The following is a 16,679-nucleotide window of genomic DNA, read 5'->3' on the forward strand; positions in this document are numbered from 1 at the left end:
CCCTTATTGTGCGAGAAAACTACGGTCGACCAGAGTTTCCGGGGTTACTTTATCGCTCGGATATTTCATTGATTTCGCCACCCATTCCCACGTGTGTTTCAGGAGCGTTGAGTCAAATTGCCCCAGGCCATCGCGCTGGCTAATTTCATTGTTAATCAGCGGTTTTGTGACATCGAAATCGGCTTTCAGCATTGCAACATCAGCTTCAGGCACCATCGCTTTTTGGTCAGCGGCGGCTTTATCCGGATGCGCGAGGCTAAATTCGATAGACTTTTTGGAAGCCCGGACGAAACGCGCTACAACATCCGGCTTTTCTTTGATGAGCTTATCGGAAGCAAAGAACGACAAGCCGTAGCCATCGAGGCCGTAATCGCTCCAGGCCAGTTCAAGCGGTTTTTTACTCACCTGAGCCAGCGTCGCTTCAATGTTCGGGCGGTTCGTTGACCACACCACAACACCATCAACACGTCCCTGCGCAAGCATTGGCACCAACGTGCCCGGGTCCGCTTTGATCTGTTTTACGCTATCGGGGTCAACACCATTGTTTTGCAACATGATCGGCAATAAAGCGTTAGACGCAGAGAACGTTGGAATGCCAAGCGTTTTGCCTTTCAGGCTTTTCATATCGGTTACACCGCTGCCCTGCCACGAGTAGATCGCATCCGGTTGTTTTGAGTAGATGCTCATGATGGCTTTCACCGGAATACCGCCTTCGGCCTGCGCCATCATTAAAGAAGCAATCCCGCCAGTTCCCACATCAGCCGCACCTGAAGCAATTTTCGTCAGCGTGTCGCTGCTGCCACGGCCCGGTAATATGGCGACATCCAGCCCTTCGGCTGCGTAAAAACCTTCCTGGACACCAACAAAAACGAATGCTTTATCACCGCCATTTGGCATCCAGTCGAGTTGCAGTTTTAGCTTATCCAGCGCACTCGCATGCGCACTTGCCAGTACCAGGGCTACAGCGGTTGTAAGTCGAATGACGCGCATGCTTATCTCCTCAGAAGGTGCTGAAACTGCCCCGCGGGCATATGTGAAACTTTTGTCACAACGGTTAGAAACTTTTGTTTCAAACATACGAGTGACAGGGCCAAAAGTTAAAATATGAAAATCTTATAACCTGCTAAAAAGCAGCCATTTACACAGGAATATTGTTGGTATTCTTTATTCTCAGGTGCTTCGGGTATACCGTGTTGGGCATCAGAAACAATTAGGCTGGAATACCCGGCCCAACGAATGAGGAATCACCATGAAAGCAGTCGTACTTGAGCAAGTTGAAGGCAAGACTCTGGCAGAGGTAAAACAAATCTCTGAGCCGGCAATCGATCTGGGAAATGTGCTGGTTGATGTTGAGTGGTCAAGCCTGAACTATAAAGATGCGCTGGCGATCACCGGCACAGGCAAAATCATCCGTAACTTCCCGATGGTTCCGGGGATTGATTTCGCAGGCCGCGTGGCGAGTAGTGATGATGCTAATTTCAGCGTAGGTCAGGAAGTGGTGTTGACCGGCTGGGGTGTGGGCGAAAATCATTGGGGCGGCCTTGCTGAACAAGCGCGTGTGAAATCCGAATGGCTGGTTCCCCTGCCTGCTGGCCTTAGCGCACGTAAAGCGATGATCGTTGGTACCGCTGGATTTACTGCCATGCTGTGCGTGATGGCGCTGGAAGATGCAGGTATTACGCCAGAAAGCGGTGAAGTGGTTGTAACCGGTGCCAGCGGCGGCGTAGGCAGTACTGCAATCGCTCTGCTGCATGCTTTGGGCTACCAGGTTGCCGCTGTTTCTGGCCGGGAATCCACACACGACTATCTGCGCCAGTTAGGTGCCAGCCGCATTCTGCCACGCAGTGAATTCGCTGAAACTCGTCCGCTGGAAAAACAAGTGTGGGCTGGCGCGGTAGATACCGTAGGTGGCAATGTGCTCGCCAAACTGCTCGCACAGATGAACTACTCAGGTTGTGTCGCGGCCTGTGGCCTCGCGGGAGGGTTCTCACTGCCAACAACGGTGATGCCATTCATTCTGCGTAACGTGCGCCTGCAAGGTGTAGATTCGGTGAGTGCCCCGCAAGTTCGTCGCATCGCTGCATGGAAACGCCTTGCTGAGTTATTGCCAGAGAGCTTCTATGAAACTGCGACAACAGAAATTAGCCTGGAGCAGGCGCCACAAGTTGCCGAAAGCTTTATGAGCAATGAGATTCAGGGCCGCACGTTGGTGAAAGTGAAATAAACCATCTGTGAGTGTCGGGTGGCGCTGCGCTTACCCGACCTACAACTGATTGATTTTTTTAGCCGTTGTAGGGTGGATAAGCGATTAGCGCCATCCACCGATTTACGACTCTGAATCCTTAGCCCGGCAACACAATATTGCTGTCCGCAAGCGATCCCATATTGTTGTGCATTGCGCATGCCGCATCCACCAGATGCATTGCCAGTGCCGCACCACTGCCTTCACCTAAACGCATACCCATTTGCAAATACGGCTCCAACCCTAATTTATTCATCGCGATAACCGCACCTTTTTCCGCAGATAAATGCGACGGGATTAGGTAATCACGCACACCGGGTGCAATCTGGCAGGCCGCGAGTGCTGAGGCATACGACAAGAAACCGTCGAGAACGACCGGCAGGCCAGCAGCCGCTGCACCTAACATCACCCCTGTCATCCCTACCAGGTCGAAACCACCCACTTTGGCCAGCACATCAATACCATCAGCTGCATCAGGTTGATTGGTTTCAATCGCTTTACGTACTACGGAAATTTTGTGATGCATCTGGTCGACTGGGAAGTTAGCGCCCATACCAACAACGTCATCCGGTGAGCTATCGGTGAACACGCTGACCATCGCTGCCGCAGGCGTGGTATTGGCCATACCCAGTTCACCCACACCAAACAGCGTTACACCTTCAGCGGCTTTCTGAATGGTGAGTTGCATGGTTGCCAGCAGCAGATTTTCAGCTTGCTCACGACTCATCGCCGGGCCTTGCGCAATATTGCCACTGCCGCGTGCCACCTTCATATCCAGTACACCTGGCAGAACATCGCTGTCGATACCAACATCGACCACATGAATATCCGCACCGACAGTCGCGCCCAGGACACACACGCCAGTGTTGTGGCGCGTCATGTTCATCGCCTGAATAGCAGTGACAATTTGCGGTGAAATAGCCACACCTTCGGCATATACACCGTGGTCGGCACACATCACGAAGATTGATTTGCGTTTAGTGTTCAGGCCATTTTTCATACCTGGCATTCCTGCCAGCTGCACCGCTAATGCTTCAAGACGCCCGAGGCTGCCGAACGGTTTAAGCAGGCCGTCGATATGTTGTTGTGCGCGTGACATTGCTTCGCTATCAAGCGGAGAAATCATTGCCAAAAGGGAGTTCAGTGTTTGCATTTTTTTCTCTTTAGAATCGGGATAAATAATGGTGGATGACGCTGCGTTTATCCACCCGACCTCAGCTCATTTCGTAGGTCGGATAAGCGCAGCGTCATCCGACAATCAACGCAGCAGTGCCAACAAAAACACCAGCTCGCCTAATTCGATAGCCGCGCCTAACGTGTCACCTGTTTGCCCGCCGAGCGTGCGCTTTAACATCAGGCCAAGGCCATACATCGCCAGTATTGTGATTACCAGCGCCAGCAGCCCGGATGTGGGCAGCAGAACCGTACACAGCACCGCGCCGCCAATCAGCGTCAGCAGCGCTTGTGTGCCCGTCACTTTGCCAATAAACAAATTGCCCAGACCTTGTTCACGCGCATACTTGTGGTTGTACATCAGCAGCACACAAGCACTCCGCCCGGCAATGGACGCGGCGGCCAGCACCATCAGCATATTATTACCACGCAGGGCCAGCTCGCTCACCACCAGCACTTTGGTCACAATCACAAAGATCAGTGCCAGCCCGCCGTGCGTTCCAAGGCGGCTATCGCGCATGATTTCCAACATGCGGTCACGTGTACGCGCAGAGAAAATGCCATCGCAAGTGTCAGCCAGCCCATCGAGATGGAAACCACCGGTCAATAATGCGAGTGCCAGAACATAACCCATGGCTGCTAAAGGTAAGCCTGCCCACGGTTGCAGCAGCGTAAATACAGCCCCTGCCAAAGCCCCCAGTACCAGGCCAACAAACGGAAAGGTCACAATGCCGCGCACATACTGGTGTGTTTCGATACCATCCGCCCAGCGAGCGCGCACCGGGATGCGGCTCATAAACTGCAACGTGGCGAAGAACAAACGGAAGATCATTTAATTTTTACTCCAATCCCTGAAACAACCAGCCACACCTCGTCGGCACGCTGTGCCAGGCGCTGATTTACTCGCCCGGCGATATCACGGAAATGCCGCGCCAGGCGGTTTTCCGGCACAATGCCCATCCCCACTTCATTGGTCACCAGAATGACTTCCGCCGGGCTTGATTCACAGGCCGCCAGCAAAATGTCGATTTGCTGATTCACCATCTGTTCCATCAAGTCAAAATCCCAGTCGTCTTCCGGTTTATCACCGGCGGCGTCATACATCACGTTAGTAATCAAAGTTGTGATGCACTCCAGTAGCACAGCTTCGTGGGCATCATTGTGCTCATTAATAACGCTATTTAACTCACGATATTGCTCAATGGTTTGCCAGTGCGAGGGGCGGCTGTCGCGGTGGTGCGCAATTCGCTGCTCCATTTCACTGTCGAAAATTTTCGACGTGGCGATATACAGCACTCGTTCAAAATTTGCCGCCAGTTGTTCGGCATGACGGCTTTTACCGCTGCGAGCCCCACCCGTGACTAATTTCATACCGATTGCTCCTGATGCTCTTCCATAATCTGGTAAATACGTGAGATATCAATATTCTCGCGCATCGCGTCAGCCAGGATATTGAACTGCTGCTCTTTATGATTTTGATAGTCGAATACCTCACCTTCCCAGGCATTCAGCCCCTTGCGCAGACGCAAGCTATTCAACAGACTGCGGGTAAAATCACCACTATCAAACAGGCCATGCAGGTAAGTGCCAAGCACACGACCATCCTCGCTGATTGCACCATCAACATTATGATAAGGCTGAGTATTACACTCGGTGAAGGTGGCGAAAGGCACGGTATTTTCCCCGCGCTGCGTTTCGCCCATATGAATTTCATAACCTTGTAGTGCTGTACCTGAGCTTGCGGTAAAAACTCCTGGCAGCTGTGCTTGAACCTGACCTGCGACACGGGTCGTGGTTTTTTCACTGGCAAAACGGGTGACAACATCAAGCAGGCCAATACCTGGCATTTCGCCAAACCCGGATTCCACTTCATCGTAAATATGCTGCCCGAGCATCTGATAGCCACCACAAATTCCCAGCACCGCGCCGTCATGGCTATGGTGTGTTAGCAGCGCCTGTTCAAGGCCATTTTCGCGCAACCAGCGCAGATCGCCGAGTGTGTTTTTGCTACCGGGCACAATCACCAGGTCACACTTTTGCAACTCATCAGGCTTACTGACATAACGCAGGCGCACATCAGGCTGGGCGGCCAGCGCATTAAAATCGGTGAAGTTCGACATATACGGCAGTTTTAACACCGCAATATCCAGCTCTTTCGCTGTAACTTCGTCGTATTTCCCACGTTGCAGAACAACGCTGTCTTCATCCTCGAGATCGACATCCAGCCACGGCATGACGCCTAATACCGGCACTCCCGTTAACGCTTCAATCTGTTCGATACCGGAATAAAGTAGCGCCACATCGCCACGGAACTTGTTAATGATGACGCCTTTTACACGCCATTTTTCATGTTCCAGCAGTAGCGCGATAGTGCCATAAATCGATGCAAACACGCCGCCACGGTCAATATCCGCCACCAGAATCACCGGACATTGCGCCAGTTCTGCCATGCCCATATTGACGATATCGCGGTCGCGTAAGTTGATTTCCGCCGGGCTGCCAGCGCCTTCGAGCACCATCACGTCGTGCTCTGACGCAAGGCTTTGGTATACCTCGCGGATTTGCGTTTTCAACTGGGGTTTGTAGTTGTGGTAAGTGACGGCGTCCATGTTGGTGGCAACTTTGCCCATCAATATCACCTGGGCTTTGCGGTCGCTGGTTGGTTTAAGCAGGACCGGATTCATACGCACATCTGGCGCAATCCCTGCCGCTTCGGCCTGGAAAATTTGCGCCCTGCCCATCTCTTTACCATCCGGGGTAATGCCCGAATTTAACGCCATATTCTGCGATTTAAACGGCGCGGTACGGTGGCCGCCCTGGGCAAAAATACGACACAGACCTGCCACCAGCATGCTTTTACCCACATCTGAGGCGGTACCCTGAACCATTATTGCAAGGCTCATCCTGCTTCCTTTGAAACGCGCAAAGCGTTAAACAATTGAGTTTCAGTTTTGCATAGCGGAAAACCGAGTTCGCTGTGCAGTTTGACCAGCCACGGCTGCACCAGCCCAGCATCTTGCAGCATCTGCGCCTGGCTAAAGACTTCACCGGGTTCACCTTCTGCGACGATTTTGCCGCCTTTCATCACGTACACACCGCCGCAAACTTCATAAATCAGATCAATATCGTGGCTGGATATGACAACATGCTTACCCTGCGCGGCAATCCGGGCGATGATTTCAATCATCTGTTGGCGGCCCGATGGGTCAAGCCCGGCGGTCGGTTCATCGAGCAATAAATAGTCGGCTTCCATGACCAGTGCGCCGGAAATGGCCACTCGTTTCTTCTGTCCATGGCTTAAATATTGAATCGGTTTGTGGCGAAAAGATTGCGCGTCTACCAGTTGAATGGCTTGTTCAACCCGGCGGGAGATTTCGGCTTCATCCACACCCAGATTGCGCAAACTAAACGCGATATCGCTGTCGATATCGGTATAAAAGATTTGTTGTTCCGGGTCCTGAAATACGGTGGTGACACGCTGGCGGTGCTCGATCATCCCAGCCTTACTGTAATTTAACGGTTTACCCTGCCACAACACGGCACCCTGCTGGGGGCGCAACACACCATTAAGGTTCATAAACAGCGTCGATTTCCCGCAGCCATTTTTACCGACAATTCCCGTCACCGGATACGCGCCAAAATCGAAGGTTAAGTCATGCAGAACCGTATCGTCCTGATAGCGAAAAGATAAATTTTGGGTTGTCAGCATTGGTGCAGTTCTCACAGGTGGAAATCACCCTGGTAAAGTTTGATATCCAGCGTCGTGACCATTTGCTGGTAACGCAGCAGCACGCGTGAAAAAAGCATACTGACTAACATAGCAAGCGATCGGTAGCCGCCGGGCAGCGTACGATAACCGAAACGCAGTGACTGAGCACGGTGAATGGCCTGCGCTTCATCCAGAAGGATGAAAATAAAACGCCAGGTGAGCAGAATTTGCTCAATCAATAAACGCGGCACACGGCATCTTTGCAGCAAAATAATTAACTGCGGAAAAGGCAGATTCAATACCAGCCAATAAGTGGCAGCAAGTGCGGCAAGGCTACGCCAGAAAGTCTGGTTTGCCATCACCATGCCCTGTGCATCAATACCCAGATAAAACGAGCCGAGTGGCACACTCCACAATAAGGATTCGGCGTGGTGTGTCGCACTGAATATAATCGTCACCACTCCCACTAGCAAAAAGCCCAATGGCACCATCAGCCAGCGTAAATAGCGCACTGGCCCTACCCGCAGTAGCCAACAGGTAAATGCGCCAATCACCAGCAGCAAAACCGCCTGTCCAACGGGTGGCAGCGCAAACGCCAGCACCATCATCAGCAGATACAGCGCAAATTTACGCAGCGGTGAGACACGGCACCAGCGGCTTTGGTAGCTGAGTTTATCAATCCCCAGCATGGTCTTCGCGGCGGCCCCGGTAATAACCCAGAATGTAGAAAATCACCGCCGTACCGATAGAGCCTTGCAGGGTAAACAGCAGGCTTTCGATTTCGCTACTGGCGGGTTCATAAAGCGGCTGGAACCACGGTTTATAATGCGGAGCAACAACGAGTATCTGGCCTTCAGCCTGGTCGTCAGAGCCGCCGTATTCGCCACCATGTGAGATAAAGAACGGCACAATCATTAGCCCCACAACCAGGGCGAGTAAAATCAGGGTCTTTTTCATCTTATTGGCTCCGGGCAGGAAGCAGTTGTCGTTTGGTTAGCTGATCGTAAATCATCACGGTGAGCAAACCTTCGGCGATGGCAATCGGGATTTGCGTCAGGCAGAAAATCCCCATAAATTTCATCGAAGAGCCGGTAACGCCAAAGTGCGGATCGGGGAACGCTACACCGAGTTGAATCGAGGTGACAAAGTAAGTGGTTAAATCAGCAATCATCGCACACAGGAATACGGCCACATCGCGGCGAAAGCCTGCTTTACAGGCCAGTTTCCACACCAGATAGCCGACAACCGGCCCAATCACCGCCATCGACATACCGTTTGCGCCAAGCGTGGTCAGGCCGCCATGCGCCAACAGTAATGCCTGGAACAGCAGCACGATGGCGCCTAAAACCGCCACCACGCCTGGGCCAAATAGAATGACCGCAAGGCCAACGCCAGTTGGATGCGAGCAGCTTCCGGTAACAGAAGGAATTTTTAGCGCCGAAAGCACAAAGATAAACGCACCGCACAGCGCCAACAGCACTTTCTGGTTGCTGTCGTGCGCTACGATTTGGCGCAAACGCACCAGCCCGACGTACAAGCACGGCAGGAACAGAATCCACCATGCCAGTGCCCACATTGGTGGCAGAAAACCTTCCATAATGTGCATCGCGAAGGCTTCTTGCGGCACGATGAGCAACAACATCCCCATGCCCAGCCCGCTTAGCGAGAGTTTTTTTAGTAACGATTCCATGGTTTTTCCTTTGAGACGTTAATGTCGGATGGCACTTACGCTTATCCGACCTACGAATGCGTATCAGAATTACAACGTCTGGTTACGCCACTGCTTATTCACAAGAATGGTCGAAAAATACGGTAGCTTCTGGTCATCCGGCACCTCGTCCAGGTTTCGCCAGCATTGCTCGCCAGGTAACGTCGCTTCCGCCATTAACACCGCGTGCTGGATAATTTCCAGGTGTTGCAGCAGCGCTTTGATTTGCGCAAAACGGCCATAAACTTTCATCAACACGACACAGTCGTGAGCGCGCAATGCTTCAGTAAGAGCCTGATGTGAAGCCGTGCAGGACATCACCGCCAACGACTGTTGTTCCATCGCCAATGGCAGTTGCGCACGTGAAGCGATAGCAGCAAAAGAGGTCACACCTGGAACGATTTCCAGCCACTCAGGGTTGCCAATGCGTGCCAGCAAAAACACCCAGGTGCTAAATAACATCGAATCACCGAGCGTGATAAACCCGACCTGTTTTCCCTGCGCCACATCGTGTTGCAGCGCCGCTGCGGTTTCATCCCACACCACCGCTTTTTCATCGTTATCAGCACTCATTGGGAAGTGACAGGTGCGTACTTCGGTCGTCTCACTGAGATATTCGCGCACGATTGAAAGCGCCAGGCTGTCGCCGCCCTTGCGCCCTGCTGGTGCGTATAGCACATCGAGTTTGCCGATGATGCGTGCCGCACGAACGGTGATCAGATCACTGGCGCCAGGGCCGGTGCCGAGGGCATATAAACGTCCGGTCATGCTGGCACCTCCGCTGATTTTTCCAGAGCACGCTGCAAATGGTTCACGAACATGGCGCGAATTTGTGGGTTTTCACCTAGGCCTTGCAGCCAGGGTTGCGCTTCAATGCCTGCTTCCTGTAGCTGGGTTTTCCAGGAGTCTTCTTCATCAGACGCCATGTCGTTAATCGCGTGGTCGCCCGCCACCAGCATTAGTGGCATCAGGTGCACTTTGCGTACCTTTTCTTGCAGTAAACCGCGCAAGATAAGGTCGATTTCCGGGTAGCTTTCTACCGCGCCAACGCGTGCCGGGATTTGGCGTGCTGCCATTAAATGGTCGAGACAGGCATAAGCAGAAAACGCATGGTGGCTGGCACCGTGGCCCATAAACACAACACGTTCGTCGGCTTCGAGCGGTGGCATCTGGCTTTGTAGTGCATCAAGCAGCAGCTCGTAATCATTAAAATCGCTGAGCAATGCAGTGCCTAATGCCAGGCGCTGGAACAAATGGCTATATGCGTTAACTTCACGGGAGATTTTTTCGTACTCATCACCGTTAATAACATGCAGTGATTGCACCGCCACATCCTGATAGCCCAGTTCTGCAAGACGCAGCAGCGCTTGCGCAGGGGTATCAATATCCAGGTTATCGCGCTTTTTTAATTTGCGGATAATCATGCCGGAGGTGAAGGCGCGGAACAGGTCACGCCCCGCAAAAGTACGAGCAAGCTCTTCTTCACAGGCAACAATATTTTTGGCACAGGTTTCGTGGTAACTGGTGCCAAAACTAATCACTAACAGGGCTTTTTTCATTATTTTCTCTCTTGCAGCCAGCGCGTTACGCGGCGGCTCACATCTTCACGGCTTTCAAGTAATTCAGGGCCAAAAACCTGCGGTTGCGGGCGTGTCACCACTACGCAAGGAATGCCTCGTTCCAGCGCAGGATTGACCTTGTCGAGATAACCACCTTCTGCCCCGGACTCTTTGGTAATCACCACATCAGGTGAACAGAACTCATAGGTTGCGGCGTTGAACTGGGCAGTGAACGGGCCGCGCATGGCAATAATGTTGTCAACACCCAGGCCCAGCGCTTCACATTCCGCGATCACTTCGCTGGTCGGCAACACCCGCGCCAGCAACGTTTTACCGGGTAAGCCTTGTTGATACGCTGCCAGCTCTTTGCTACCGGTTGTCAGTAATACGCGCGGGCCGAACTGGCTTGCCACCGCGCATGCTTCTTGCAGGCTTGCGACCTTATGCAGCAACGGGTGTTCCAGATCATTGAGTTCACTGCGGCGCTGATACCGGCTGAGTGTTACACCCACAGTTTCACAGGCGCGGGTGATATTTTGGCTAAGCAATTCGGCATACGGATGTGAGGCGTCAATCACCCAGTTCACGCCATGACTCGCCAGCCAGTCAGCGATTCCGTCAGTATCAATTCGCCCAACACGAATTTTCCCTCTGATATCACCAGCCAGAGCCTCACCAACCGCCGTCGCCACCGACAAGGTATACGAAATGCGTTGATCATCGAGGATCTGGCAGATAAACCGGGCATCGCTGGTTCCGCCAAACACCAGCACCGATGACTCTGCAGAGGTCATCATGTCGGATGGTGCTTCGCTTATCCGACCTACGTCACTCACAGCTCATAACCTCGTGGAGTAATCATTAATCCATTGCGTACAAAGGTCGTTTTGTTGCCGACAATCACCAGGCTCGTCATGTCCACCGGCTCGAAATCCATCTCACCAAAGGTGGTCAGCCATTTTTGTTCTTTCTTCCGACCGGCCGCTTTCACCACGCCCACTGGCGTTTGCGGGCTGGTAAACTCACTCATCAATTCGAACGCACGCGCCAGATGCCCTTCGCGACCACGGCTGCGCGGGTTATAGAAGCAAATAACAAAATCAGCACAAGCCGCTGCAATAATGCGTTTTTCAATAACCGGCCACGGCGTCAGTAAATCGCTCAGGCTGATATGACAGAAATCATGCATTAATGGCGCGCCGAGCAATGATGCCGCGGCAATACTGGCGGTGATGCCTGCCACCAGGCGCACTTCAATGTCCAGGTTCTGCGATGTCACCAGTTCCAGCACCAACCCGGCCATGCCGTAAATCCCGGCATCACCGCTGCTGATTAACGCGACCTTATGCCCGGCTTGCGCCAGTTCGATGGCGGTCTGGCAGCGTTCAATCTCTTTGCACATGCCGGTTTTGATCACCTGTTTGTCGCCAGTCAATGGCTTTACCAGGTGGGTATAGGTTTTATATCCGACAACAATTTCCGCTTCCTGCAAAGCTGCAATAGCTTCCTGCGTCATCATGGCTTCGCTGCCAGGGCCTATGCCGATTACCGTTAACATCTGTCTGAAACTCCTAAAGTTATAGTGACGCCCTGCTGTTTAAGGGTGCGCCCCACTAGTTTGCCGTTGCTCATCAGCCACGCAGCAGGCTGCGAGACGCTGCCAACACCCACGGTCAGGCGTACAAATTCCGATGCCGGAAATCGATGCTCGTGTTCACTCAGTTGGTCAACGCTAAAAATGTCGAAAGGGATTTGATGATTCTTTGCCAGCTCAAGCAGTGCGGGCTCATGTTGTTTGAGCGTCACACTGCCGATTGCGCGAAGCGCCAGCGGGTCAAAATGGTTTTCTGCCAGTTGCTGATTTAACAGCAGGGCCACGGTTTGTGGCTGCGTGTCACGGCGGCAGCCGATACCCGCGACAACACGCTTTGGCACCAGTTTATAAAGCGGGATTTTTTGTGGCGGCAACGCGTCGCGCAGCGTGACGCAAACCAGCGCATCGAGTGCGGGTAGAGAATCGAGATGATCAACGGGGATAAAACCGCGGGTATCGTACTGCTGTGCACTGCCCGCAAAATCATCGTCCCACCACAGGCCAACACGTTGCTGACTTACCAACATCTGGTTGATGGTTTTCACCACCTGACGGAAATCTTGCATCGTTGCGTCAAGTTTTGCCGCAAGCGTATCGAGCGCGGCCATCTGGTTCACATCAGTGGCGGTTGTGATGACCGGATCTGCGTTTAACAGCGTAGCCAGTTGACGAGTTAACTCATTAGCACCGCCCATATGTCCAGACAGCAGGCTTATCACATGCTCTGCGCGCTCATCCATTACCACGATAGCCGGGTCTTGCAGTTTGTCGCACAGCATTGGCGCAATGACGCGCACCACAATTCCGGTGGCAGCAATAAATACCAGCGCCGAATACTGGCTAAATGCCTGCTGTACCGTTTGAGCAAAACTGCCGCCAAACGGGATAAAACCCGGTTGTAACAACTTTTCACTGGTGAAGCAGGTTAGCGGCAAGGCTTCGCGCAGGCGTTGTGCCAGCGCCACGCCGCCGGGTGTCAGACAAAACAAGGCGATAGACTCAGGCCTTACGGTATTCATGGCTGAACCCTGCGTCGTACAGTTTTGAGTAGTGATACTCCTCGCCAAGAAATGCCCCGACCATGATCAAAGCAGTTTTACGAATCCCGGCTTCGCGTACTTTTTCAGCAATATCGGTAAGGGTGCCGCGTAACTCCTGGCAATCAGGCCAGGTGGCTTTATAGACTACGGCGACTGGCGTATCCGCTGGATAACCGCCTTCAATCAGGCGCTCTGCCACACGGTTAATCCGTTGTACCGAGAGGAAAATGGCCATTGAGGTTTGGTGTTTGGCGAAGGATTCAAGCTGCTCAAGCGGTGGCATCGGCGTGCGGCCTTCAATGCGCGTAATGATCAAGCTCTGGGAAACTTCCGGTACGGTGTATTCCACACCAAGTTGCGCAGCAGCGCCCAAAAACGCGCTGACACCCGGCACAGAAACGTAGCCGATGCCGAGTTTGGTGAGCATTTCGCCCTGTTCGCGAATTGAGCCATAAAGCGAGAGATCGCCGGTTTGCAGGCGCACCACCAGCTTGCCTGCTTTCACGCCGTTTTCCATCAGCTCAATAATCTCTTCGAGATTGAGCCCTGCGCTGTCATGGCATTCGGTGCCAGCCTGGCAGTAATCCAGCAGTTCAGGATTGATGAGTGAGCCGGCATAAATCACCACTTCGGCCTTCTGCAAGATGCGATAGCCTTTCAGGGTAATCAGCTCTTTGTCGCCAGGACCTGCACCAACGAACCAGACTTTGCGGGTATCAAATAACTCAGTCATTGCTTCCTTCCTTGCGACAAGAGATCAGATAAGTGGGATTATTGGGTTTGAAGTAGTGCCCACTGCCAAGCGTTGCGAGGTTTGCAACCTGCAATTGCAGGCAGTCAAAATCGCTCACCGCACACTGTTTAAGGTGGGTTAACGCGCAAGTTAAGTTTTCCAATAGGATAAAGGTCAACACCAGGCGCCCGCCTGGGTGCAAATGTGCCAGCGACCAGTCGATCAATTCCGTGAGCTGACCGCCGCTGCCGCCGATAAACACCGCATCGGCCATGACATTCAGCTCTATTGGCGCGTAACCGCTGATGATTTCAACGTTCGGGCAGGCGAAAAGTTCACGGTTTTCCGCCATCAACGCCAGCGCGTCGGGGTTGCGTTCAATTGCCGTCACCTTCAATTGCGGATAACGCATCGCCGCTTCAAGCGATACGCTGCCGGTTCCAGCACCGATATCAATAAAGCGTTCAGCACTCTGAAGTTGTAAACGGTCCAGCGCCTGAGTACGTACTACTTCTTTGGTCATCGGCACGCGTGCACCGCGTAAAAAGAGATCATCTTTCATTGAGGATTATCACCACATTCATCGCGTAAGACTGCGCCACATCGGCAGCGCGCAAGCGATGGATTCGTTCATCTGCTGACGAAAGATTCTCGCCAATAATTAGGGTGGGATTGAGGCCACGTTTCAGCAACTCTTGGGCAATGACATGCGGCCCGATGATGGTGTCGGTGACCATTGCCACTTTTTGGTGCGCCGCAATCGCTTTGAAATCTGGCTCGCGCCCATGGCTGCTGGTTATCCATAAGTCGTTCATATCAACGGCCGCTTTGGCGCACAGATATTGAACTGAGCTAATGCCGGGAATAATGCGCAGTTGTTCAGGCGGGAAATTTGCTGCCAGACGTTTACCAATGCCGTAAATCAACGGGTCACCCGAGGCCAGCACTACAATGCGCTTAGCCATGTTCTCGGCAAGCCAGACAACCAAACCATCAAGATCGCTATCCAGCAGCCGCGTTTCGCCACCAAACTCAGCAAACAACGCCAGTTGGCGCTTGCCGCCGACCAAAATCTCAGCGTCATTAATGGCGCGATGTGCCTGGAAAGTCAGATACTCCGCAGCACCAGGTCCAATACCTACGACGGTCAGCATCGCAACTCCTGAGCTATTTCAGCTACCGGGCGGCTACTGCCTAAAACGTTGTTATCAAAAGAGAATAAAATGGCATCGCACTTAGGTGGGGATTGGGTGAAACGCAGCATCTCATTAACACGCTCACAGATGCGGACGGCCAGGCGTTCGAACACCCCCATCCAGCCTTGTTCGGCGATGATTTCAAGCGCCGCTTCCGTGGTGTCGCACTGGCTGACAGCTTCAAGTAACGCAAACGGCGCACCCATAAGTGCCAGGTGTGCGACCAGCGTCTCCATGCGCCCATCGGCAATGTGGCTGTGGGTGTGGAAAATACCGGCAGCGACTTTCACCAATTTGCCCGGATGGCCAATCAACACGATGTGGCGGTACTCAAGTCGCACCGCTTCCTGAATCATGTAGCCGACGAAATTACTCATCGTCACCACACATTCACTGTCCAAATCCAGTTGCTCGCGGACAAAACGTTCGCCGTGATTGCCCGGCACCAGAATCACTTTATCCAGCCCGGCTGCACGTTTCATTTCCAGCTCAAGTGCCAGCGAACGCTTCCAGCTTTCTTCGGACATTGGCATCACAATACCGGTAGTGCCAATGATGGAAATGCCGCCCAAAATCCCGAGGCGATGGTTGTAGGTTTTCTTTGCCCGCTCCTCACCTTCCGGAGCAAAAATTTCAATCTCTGCACCACGTACTGCGCCGATAACTTCACGTACCGCGGCTTCTATGGTCTGGCGCGGCGTGCGATTAATCGCTGATTCACCAATCGGCAAACCGATACCTTTGCGTGTCACCACGCCGACTCCAGTACCACCGCGCAGCGCAATCGTGCCGCTGTCATTAAGCTGCACACGGGCGAAAATCAGCATGCCGTGAGTAGCATCAATGTCGTCGCCGCCGTCTTTACGAATGGCGGCGATTGCCTGCTGCCCTTCGATTATTGGCATTTCAACATTAAGATGCAGCGTGACACCTGATGGCGTGACGATAGAAACCTGGTCGATAATGTGCTGGCGTAAAACCATCAGCGCCGCGACTTTAGCCGCAGCGGTAGCACATGAACCGGTGGTATAACCCTTGCGGTAGGCCTTGCCTTTATGCCAGACGCAATCGGCATGTTGCTCGCTCACTAAGCCTCCCGCATACGATAGAGCAGCGCATTAACGATAGCGGCGGCGACATTGCTGCCCCCCTTACGCCCACGTGCAGCAATTGCCGGCAAACCACTTTTGACTAATGCTTCTTTGGACTCCTCCGCTCCGACAAACCCAACAGGCACACCGATAACAGCAGAAGGTGTTGCACCTTTTTCCAATAGGCGAAACAGTGCCGTTGGTGCATTACCAAAGACAAAGACCTTCTCGCCCTCTTCTTCCAATGCCAGATCTACCGCCGCCATAGAACGAGTGACGCCCTGCTCTTTGGCATGAGCCACCACGCGCGGGTCGCTAATAAAGCAGCGGCAACTACAGCCAAACTCCGCAAGAAGGGTCTTGTTGATCCCCGAAAGTGCCATGGTGGTGTCGGTGTACAACGTGCAGCCGCGCAACAAACTGGCGGTCAATTTTTCGATAACATCCGGGGAGAACCACAGAATATCCAGCCACTCAAAATCAGCCGTGGTGTGAATAACCCGCTTGATCATCGCTTCCTGGATAGCACCGTTAAAACGATATTCCGGGCGTTCGGCAGCAATAATTTCGCTAATAATTTCAAAACTGTGTTGCTCAATAAGCTGGGGTTTTTGCAGGTAGTTCATCAGGTGTC

20 protein-coding genes are annotated in these 16,679 nt (G+C 52.9%); 1 reads left to right on the top strand and 19 read right to left on the bottom strand.

Annotated elements, in window-relative coordinates:
* Nucleotides 1-3: 3 nt before the first annotated feature.
* On the bottom strand, nt 4-990 hold the full coding sequence (locus tag IX31_RS11875) for an ABC transporter substrate-binding protein (protein ID WP_034458366.1): 987 nt from the start codon (nt 988-990) through the stop codon (nt 4-6).
* 259 nt (nt 991-1,249) lie between these two features.
* Between IX31_RS11875 and acuI the strand changes: the two genes are divergently transcribed.
* Nucleotides 1,250-2,224 carry an acrylyl-CoA reductase (NADPH) gene (gene acuI, locus IX31_RS11880; RefSeq protein WP_034458368.1) on the top strand — a complete coding sequence of 325 codons (975 nt, stop codon included), beginning with the start codon at nt 1,250-1,252 and terminating at the stop codon, nt 2,222-2,224.
* A 118-nt stretch (nt 2,225-2,342) separates the two neighbouring features.
* Here acuI and cobT read toward each other — a convergent pair whose 3' ends face one another.
* The 18 genes from cobT to IX31_RS11970 form a co-directional block, all read right to left on the bottom strand.
* Nucleotides 2,343-3,395 carry a nicotinate-nucleotide--dimethylbenzimidazole phosphoribosyltransferase gene (gene cobT, locus IX31_RS11885; protein ID WP_034458370.1) on the bottom strand — a complete coding sequence of 351 codons (1,053 nt, stop codon included), beginning with the start codon at nt 3,393-3,395 and terminating at the stop codon, nt 2,343-2,345.
* 105 nt (nt 3,396-3,500) lie between these two features.
* On the bottom strand, nt 3,501-4,244 hold the full coding sequence (gene cobS / locus IX31_RS11890) for an adenosylcobinamide-GDP ribazoletransferase (RefSeq protein ID WP_034460034.1): 744 nt from the start codon (nt 4,242-4,244) through the stop codon (nt 3,501-3,503).
* Complete coding sequence (gene cobU / locus IX31_RS11895; protein WP_034458372.1) at nt 4,244-4,786, bottom strand: bifunctional adenosylcobinamide kinase/adenosylcobinamide-phosphate guanylyltransferase; 543 nt, start codon at nt 4,784-4,786, stop codon at nt 4,244-4,246. The genes cobS and cobU overlap by 1 nt, the downstream gene beginning before the upstream one ends.
* Entirely contained in the window at nt 4,783-6,318 is a 1,536-nt protein-coding gene (locus tag IX31_RS11900) for a cobyric acid synthase (protein ID WP_034458374.1), read from the bottom strand. Before IX31_RS11900 ends, cobU begins: the two co-directional genes overlap by 4 nt.
* A complete protein-coding gene (locus IX31_RS11905; protein WP_034458376.1) occupies nt 6,315-7,124 on the bottom strand; it encodes an ATP-binding cassette domain-containing protein in 810 nt (269 codons plus the stop codon). Before IX31_RS11905 ends, IX31_RS11900 begins: the two co-directional genes overlap by 4 nt.
* Nucleotides 7,125-7,135: 11 nt before the next feature.
* Nucleotides 7,136-7,813, bottom strand: a complete 678-nt coding sequence (locus IX31_RS11910) for an energy-coupling factor ABC transporter transmembrane protein (protein WP_034458378.1) — start codon at nt 7,811-7,813, stop codon at nt 7,136-7,138.
* Nucleotides 7,800-8,081, bottom strand: a complete 282-nt coding sequence (locus IX31_RS11915) for an energy-coupling factor ABC transporter substrate-binding protein (RefSeq protein ID WP_034458380.1) — start codon at nt 8,079-8,081, stop codon at nt 7,800-7,802. Before IX31_RS11915 ends, IX31_RS11910 begins: the two co-directional genes overlap by 14 nt.
* A 1-nt stretch (nt 8,082) precedes the next feature.
* Nucleotides 8,083-8,814: a cobalt ECF transporter S component CbiM gene (gene cbiM / locus IX31_RS11920; protein ID WP_034458382.1), complete on the bottom strand. Its 732-nt coding sequence runs from the start codon at nt 8,812-8,814 to the stop codon at nt 8,083-8,085.
* Between the two features lie 69 nt (nt 8,815-8,883).
* Nucleotides 8,884-9,600 (bottom strand): cobalt-factor II C(20)-methyltransferase, encoded by a 717-nt coding sequence (locus IX31_RS11925; RefSeq protein ID WP_034458383.1) that lies wholly within the window; start codon nt 9,598-9,600, stop codon nt 8,884-8,886.
* On the bottom strand, nt 9,597-10,391 hold the full coding sequence (cbiK, locus tag IX31_RS11930; protein ID WP_034458385.1) for a sirohydrochlorin cobaltochelatase: 795 nt from the start codon (nt 10,389-10,391) through the stop codon (nt 9,597-9,599). The genes IX31_RS11925 and cbiK overlap by 4 nt, the downstream gene beginning before the upstream one ends.
* Complete coding sequence (locus tag IX31_RS11935) at nt 10,391-11,185, bottom strand: cobalt-precorrin-6A reductase (RefSeq protein WP_034460035.1); 795 nt, start codon at nt 11,183-11,185, stop codon at nt 10,391-10,393. The genes cbiK and IX31_RS11935 overlap by 1 nt, the downstream gene beginning before the upstream one ends.
* A 38-nt stretch (nt 11,186-11,223) precedes the next feature.
* Complete coding sequence (locus IX31_RS11940) at nt 11,224-11,949, bottom strand: precorrin-3B C(17)-methyltransferase (protein ID WP_034458387.1); 726 nt, start codon at nt 11,947-11,949, stop codon at nt 11,224-11,226.
* Nucleotides 11,943-13,004: a cobalt-precorrin 5A hydrolase gene (gene cbiG, locus IX31_RS11945; RefSeq protein WP_034458389.1), complete on the bottom strand. Its 1,062-nt coding sequence runs from the start codon at nt 13,002-13,004 to the stop codon at nt 11,943-11,945. The genes IX31_RS11940 and cbiG overlap by 7 nt, the downstream gene beginning before the upstream one ends.
* Nucleotides 12,985-13,758, bottom strand: a complete 774-nt coding sequence (locus IX31_RS11950) for a cobalt-precorrin-4 methyltransferase (protein ID WP_034458391.1) — start codon at nt 13,756-13,758, stop codon at nt 12,985-12,987. The genes cbiG and IX31_RS11950 overlap by 20 nt, the downstream gene beginning before the upstream one ends.
* Nucleotides 13,751-14,320 carry a decarboxylating cobalt-precorrin-6B (C(15))-methyltransferase gene (locus IX31_RS11955; RefSeq protein ID WP_034458393.1) on the bottom strand — a complete coding sequence of 190 codons (570 nt, stop codon included), beginning with the start codon at nt 14,318-14,320 and terminating at the stop codon, nt 13,751-13,753. Before IX31_RS11955 ends, IX31_RS11950 begins: the two co-directional genes overlap by 8 nt.
* The gene (locus IX31_RS11960; RefSeq protein WP_034458395.1) at nt 14,310-14,912 is read right to left on the bottom strand and encodes a cobalt-precorrin-7 (C(5))-methyltransferase; all 603 of its coding nucleotides are present in this window, start codon (nt 14,910-14,912) and stop codon (nt 14,310-14,312) included. The genes IX31_RS11955 and IX31_RS11960 overlap by 11 nt, the downstream gene beginning before the upstream one ends.
* Nucleotides 14,906-16,042, bottom strand: coding sequence for a cobalt-precorrin-5B (C(1))-methyltransferase CbiD (cbiD, locus tag IX31_RS11965; protein WP_034458397.1), 1,137 nt, complete (start codon nt 16,040-16,042; stop codon nt 14,906-14,908). The genes IX31_RS11960 and cbiD overlap by 7 nt, the downstream gene beginning before the upstream one ends.
* Nucleotides 16,042-16,671, bottom strand: coding sequence for a cobalt-precorrin-8 methylmutase (locus IX31_RS11970; protein WP_034458399.1), 630 nt, complete (start codon nt 16,669-16,671; stop codon nt 16,042-16,044). The genes cbiD and IX31_RS11970 overlap by 1 nt, the downstream gene beginning before the upstream one ends.
* Nucleotides 16,672-16,679 lie beyond the last annotated feature (8 nt).

Source organism: Buttiauxella noackiae (genome assembly GCF_000737905.1).
In the GTDB taxonomy this organism is placed as follows: Bacteria; Pseudomonadota; Gammaproteobacteria; order Enterobacterales; family Enterobacteriaceae; genus Buttiauxella; species Buttiauxella noackiae.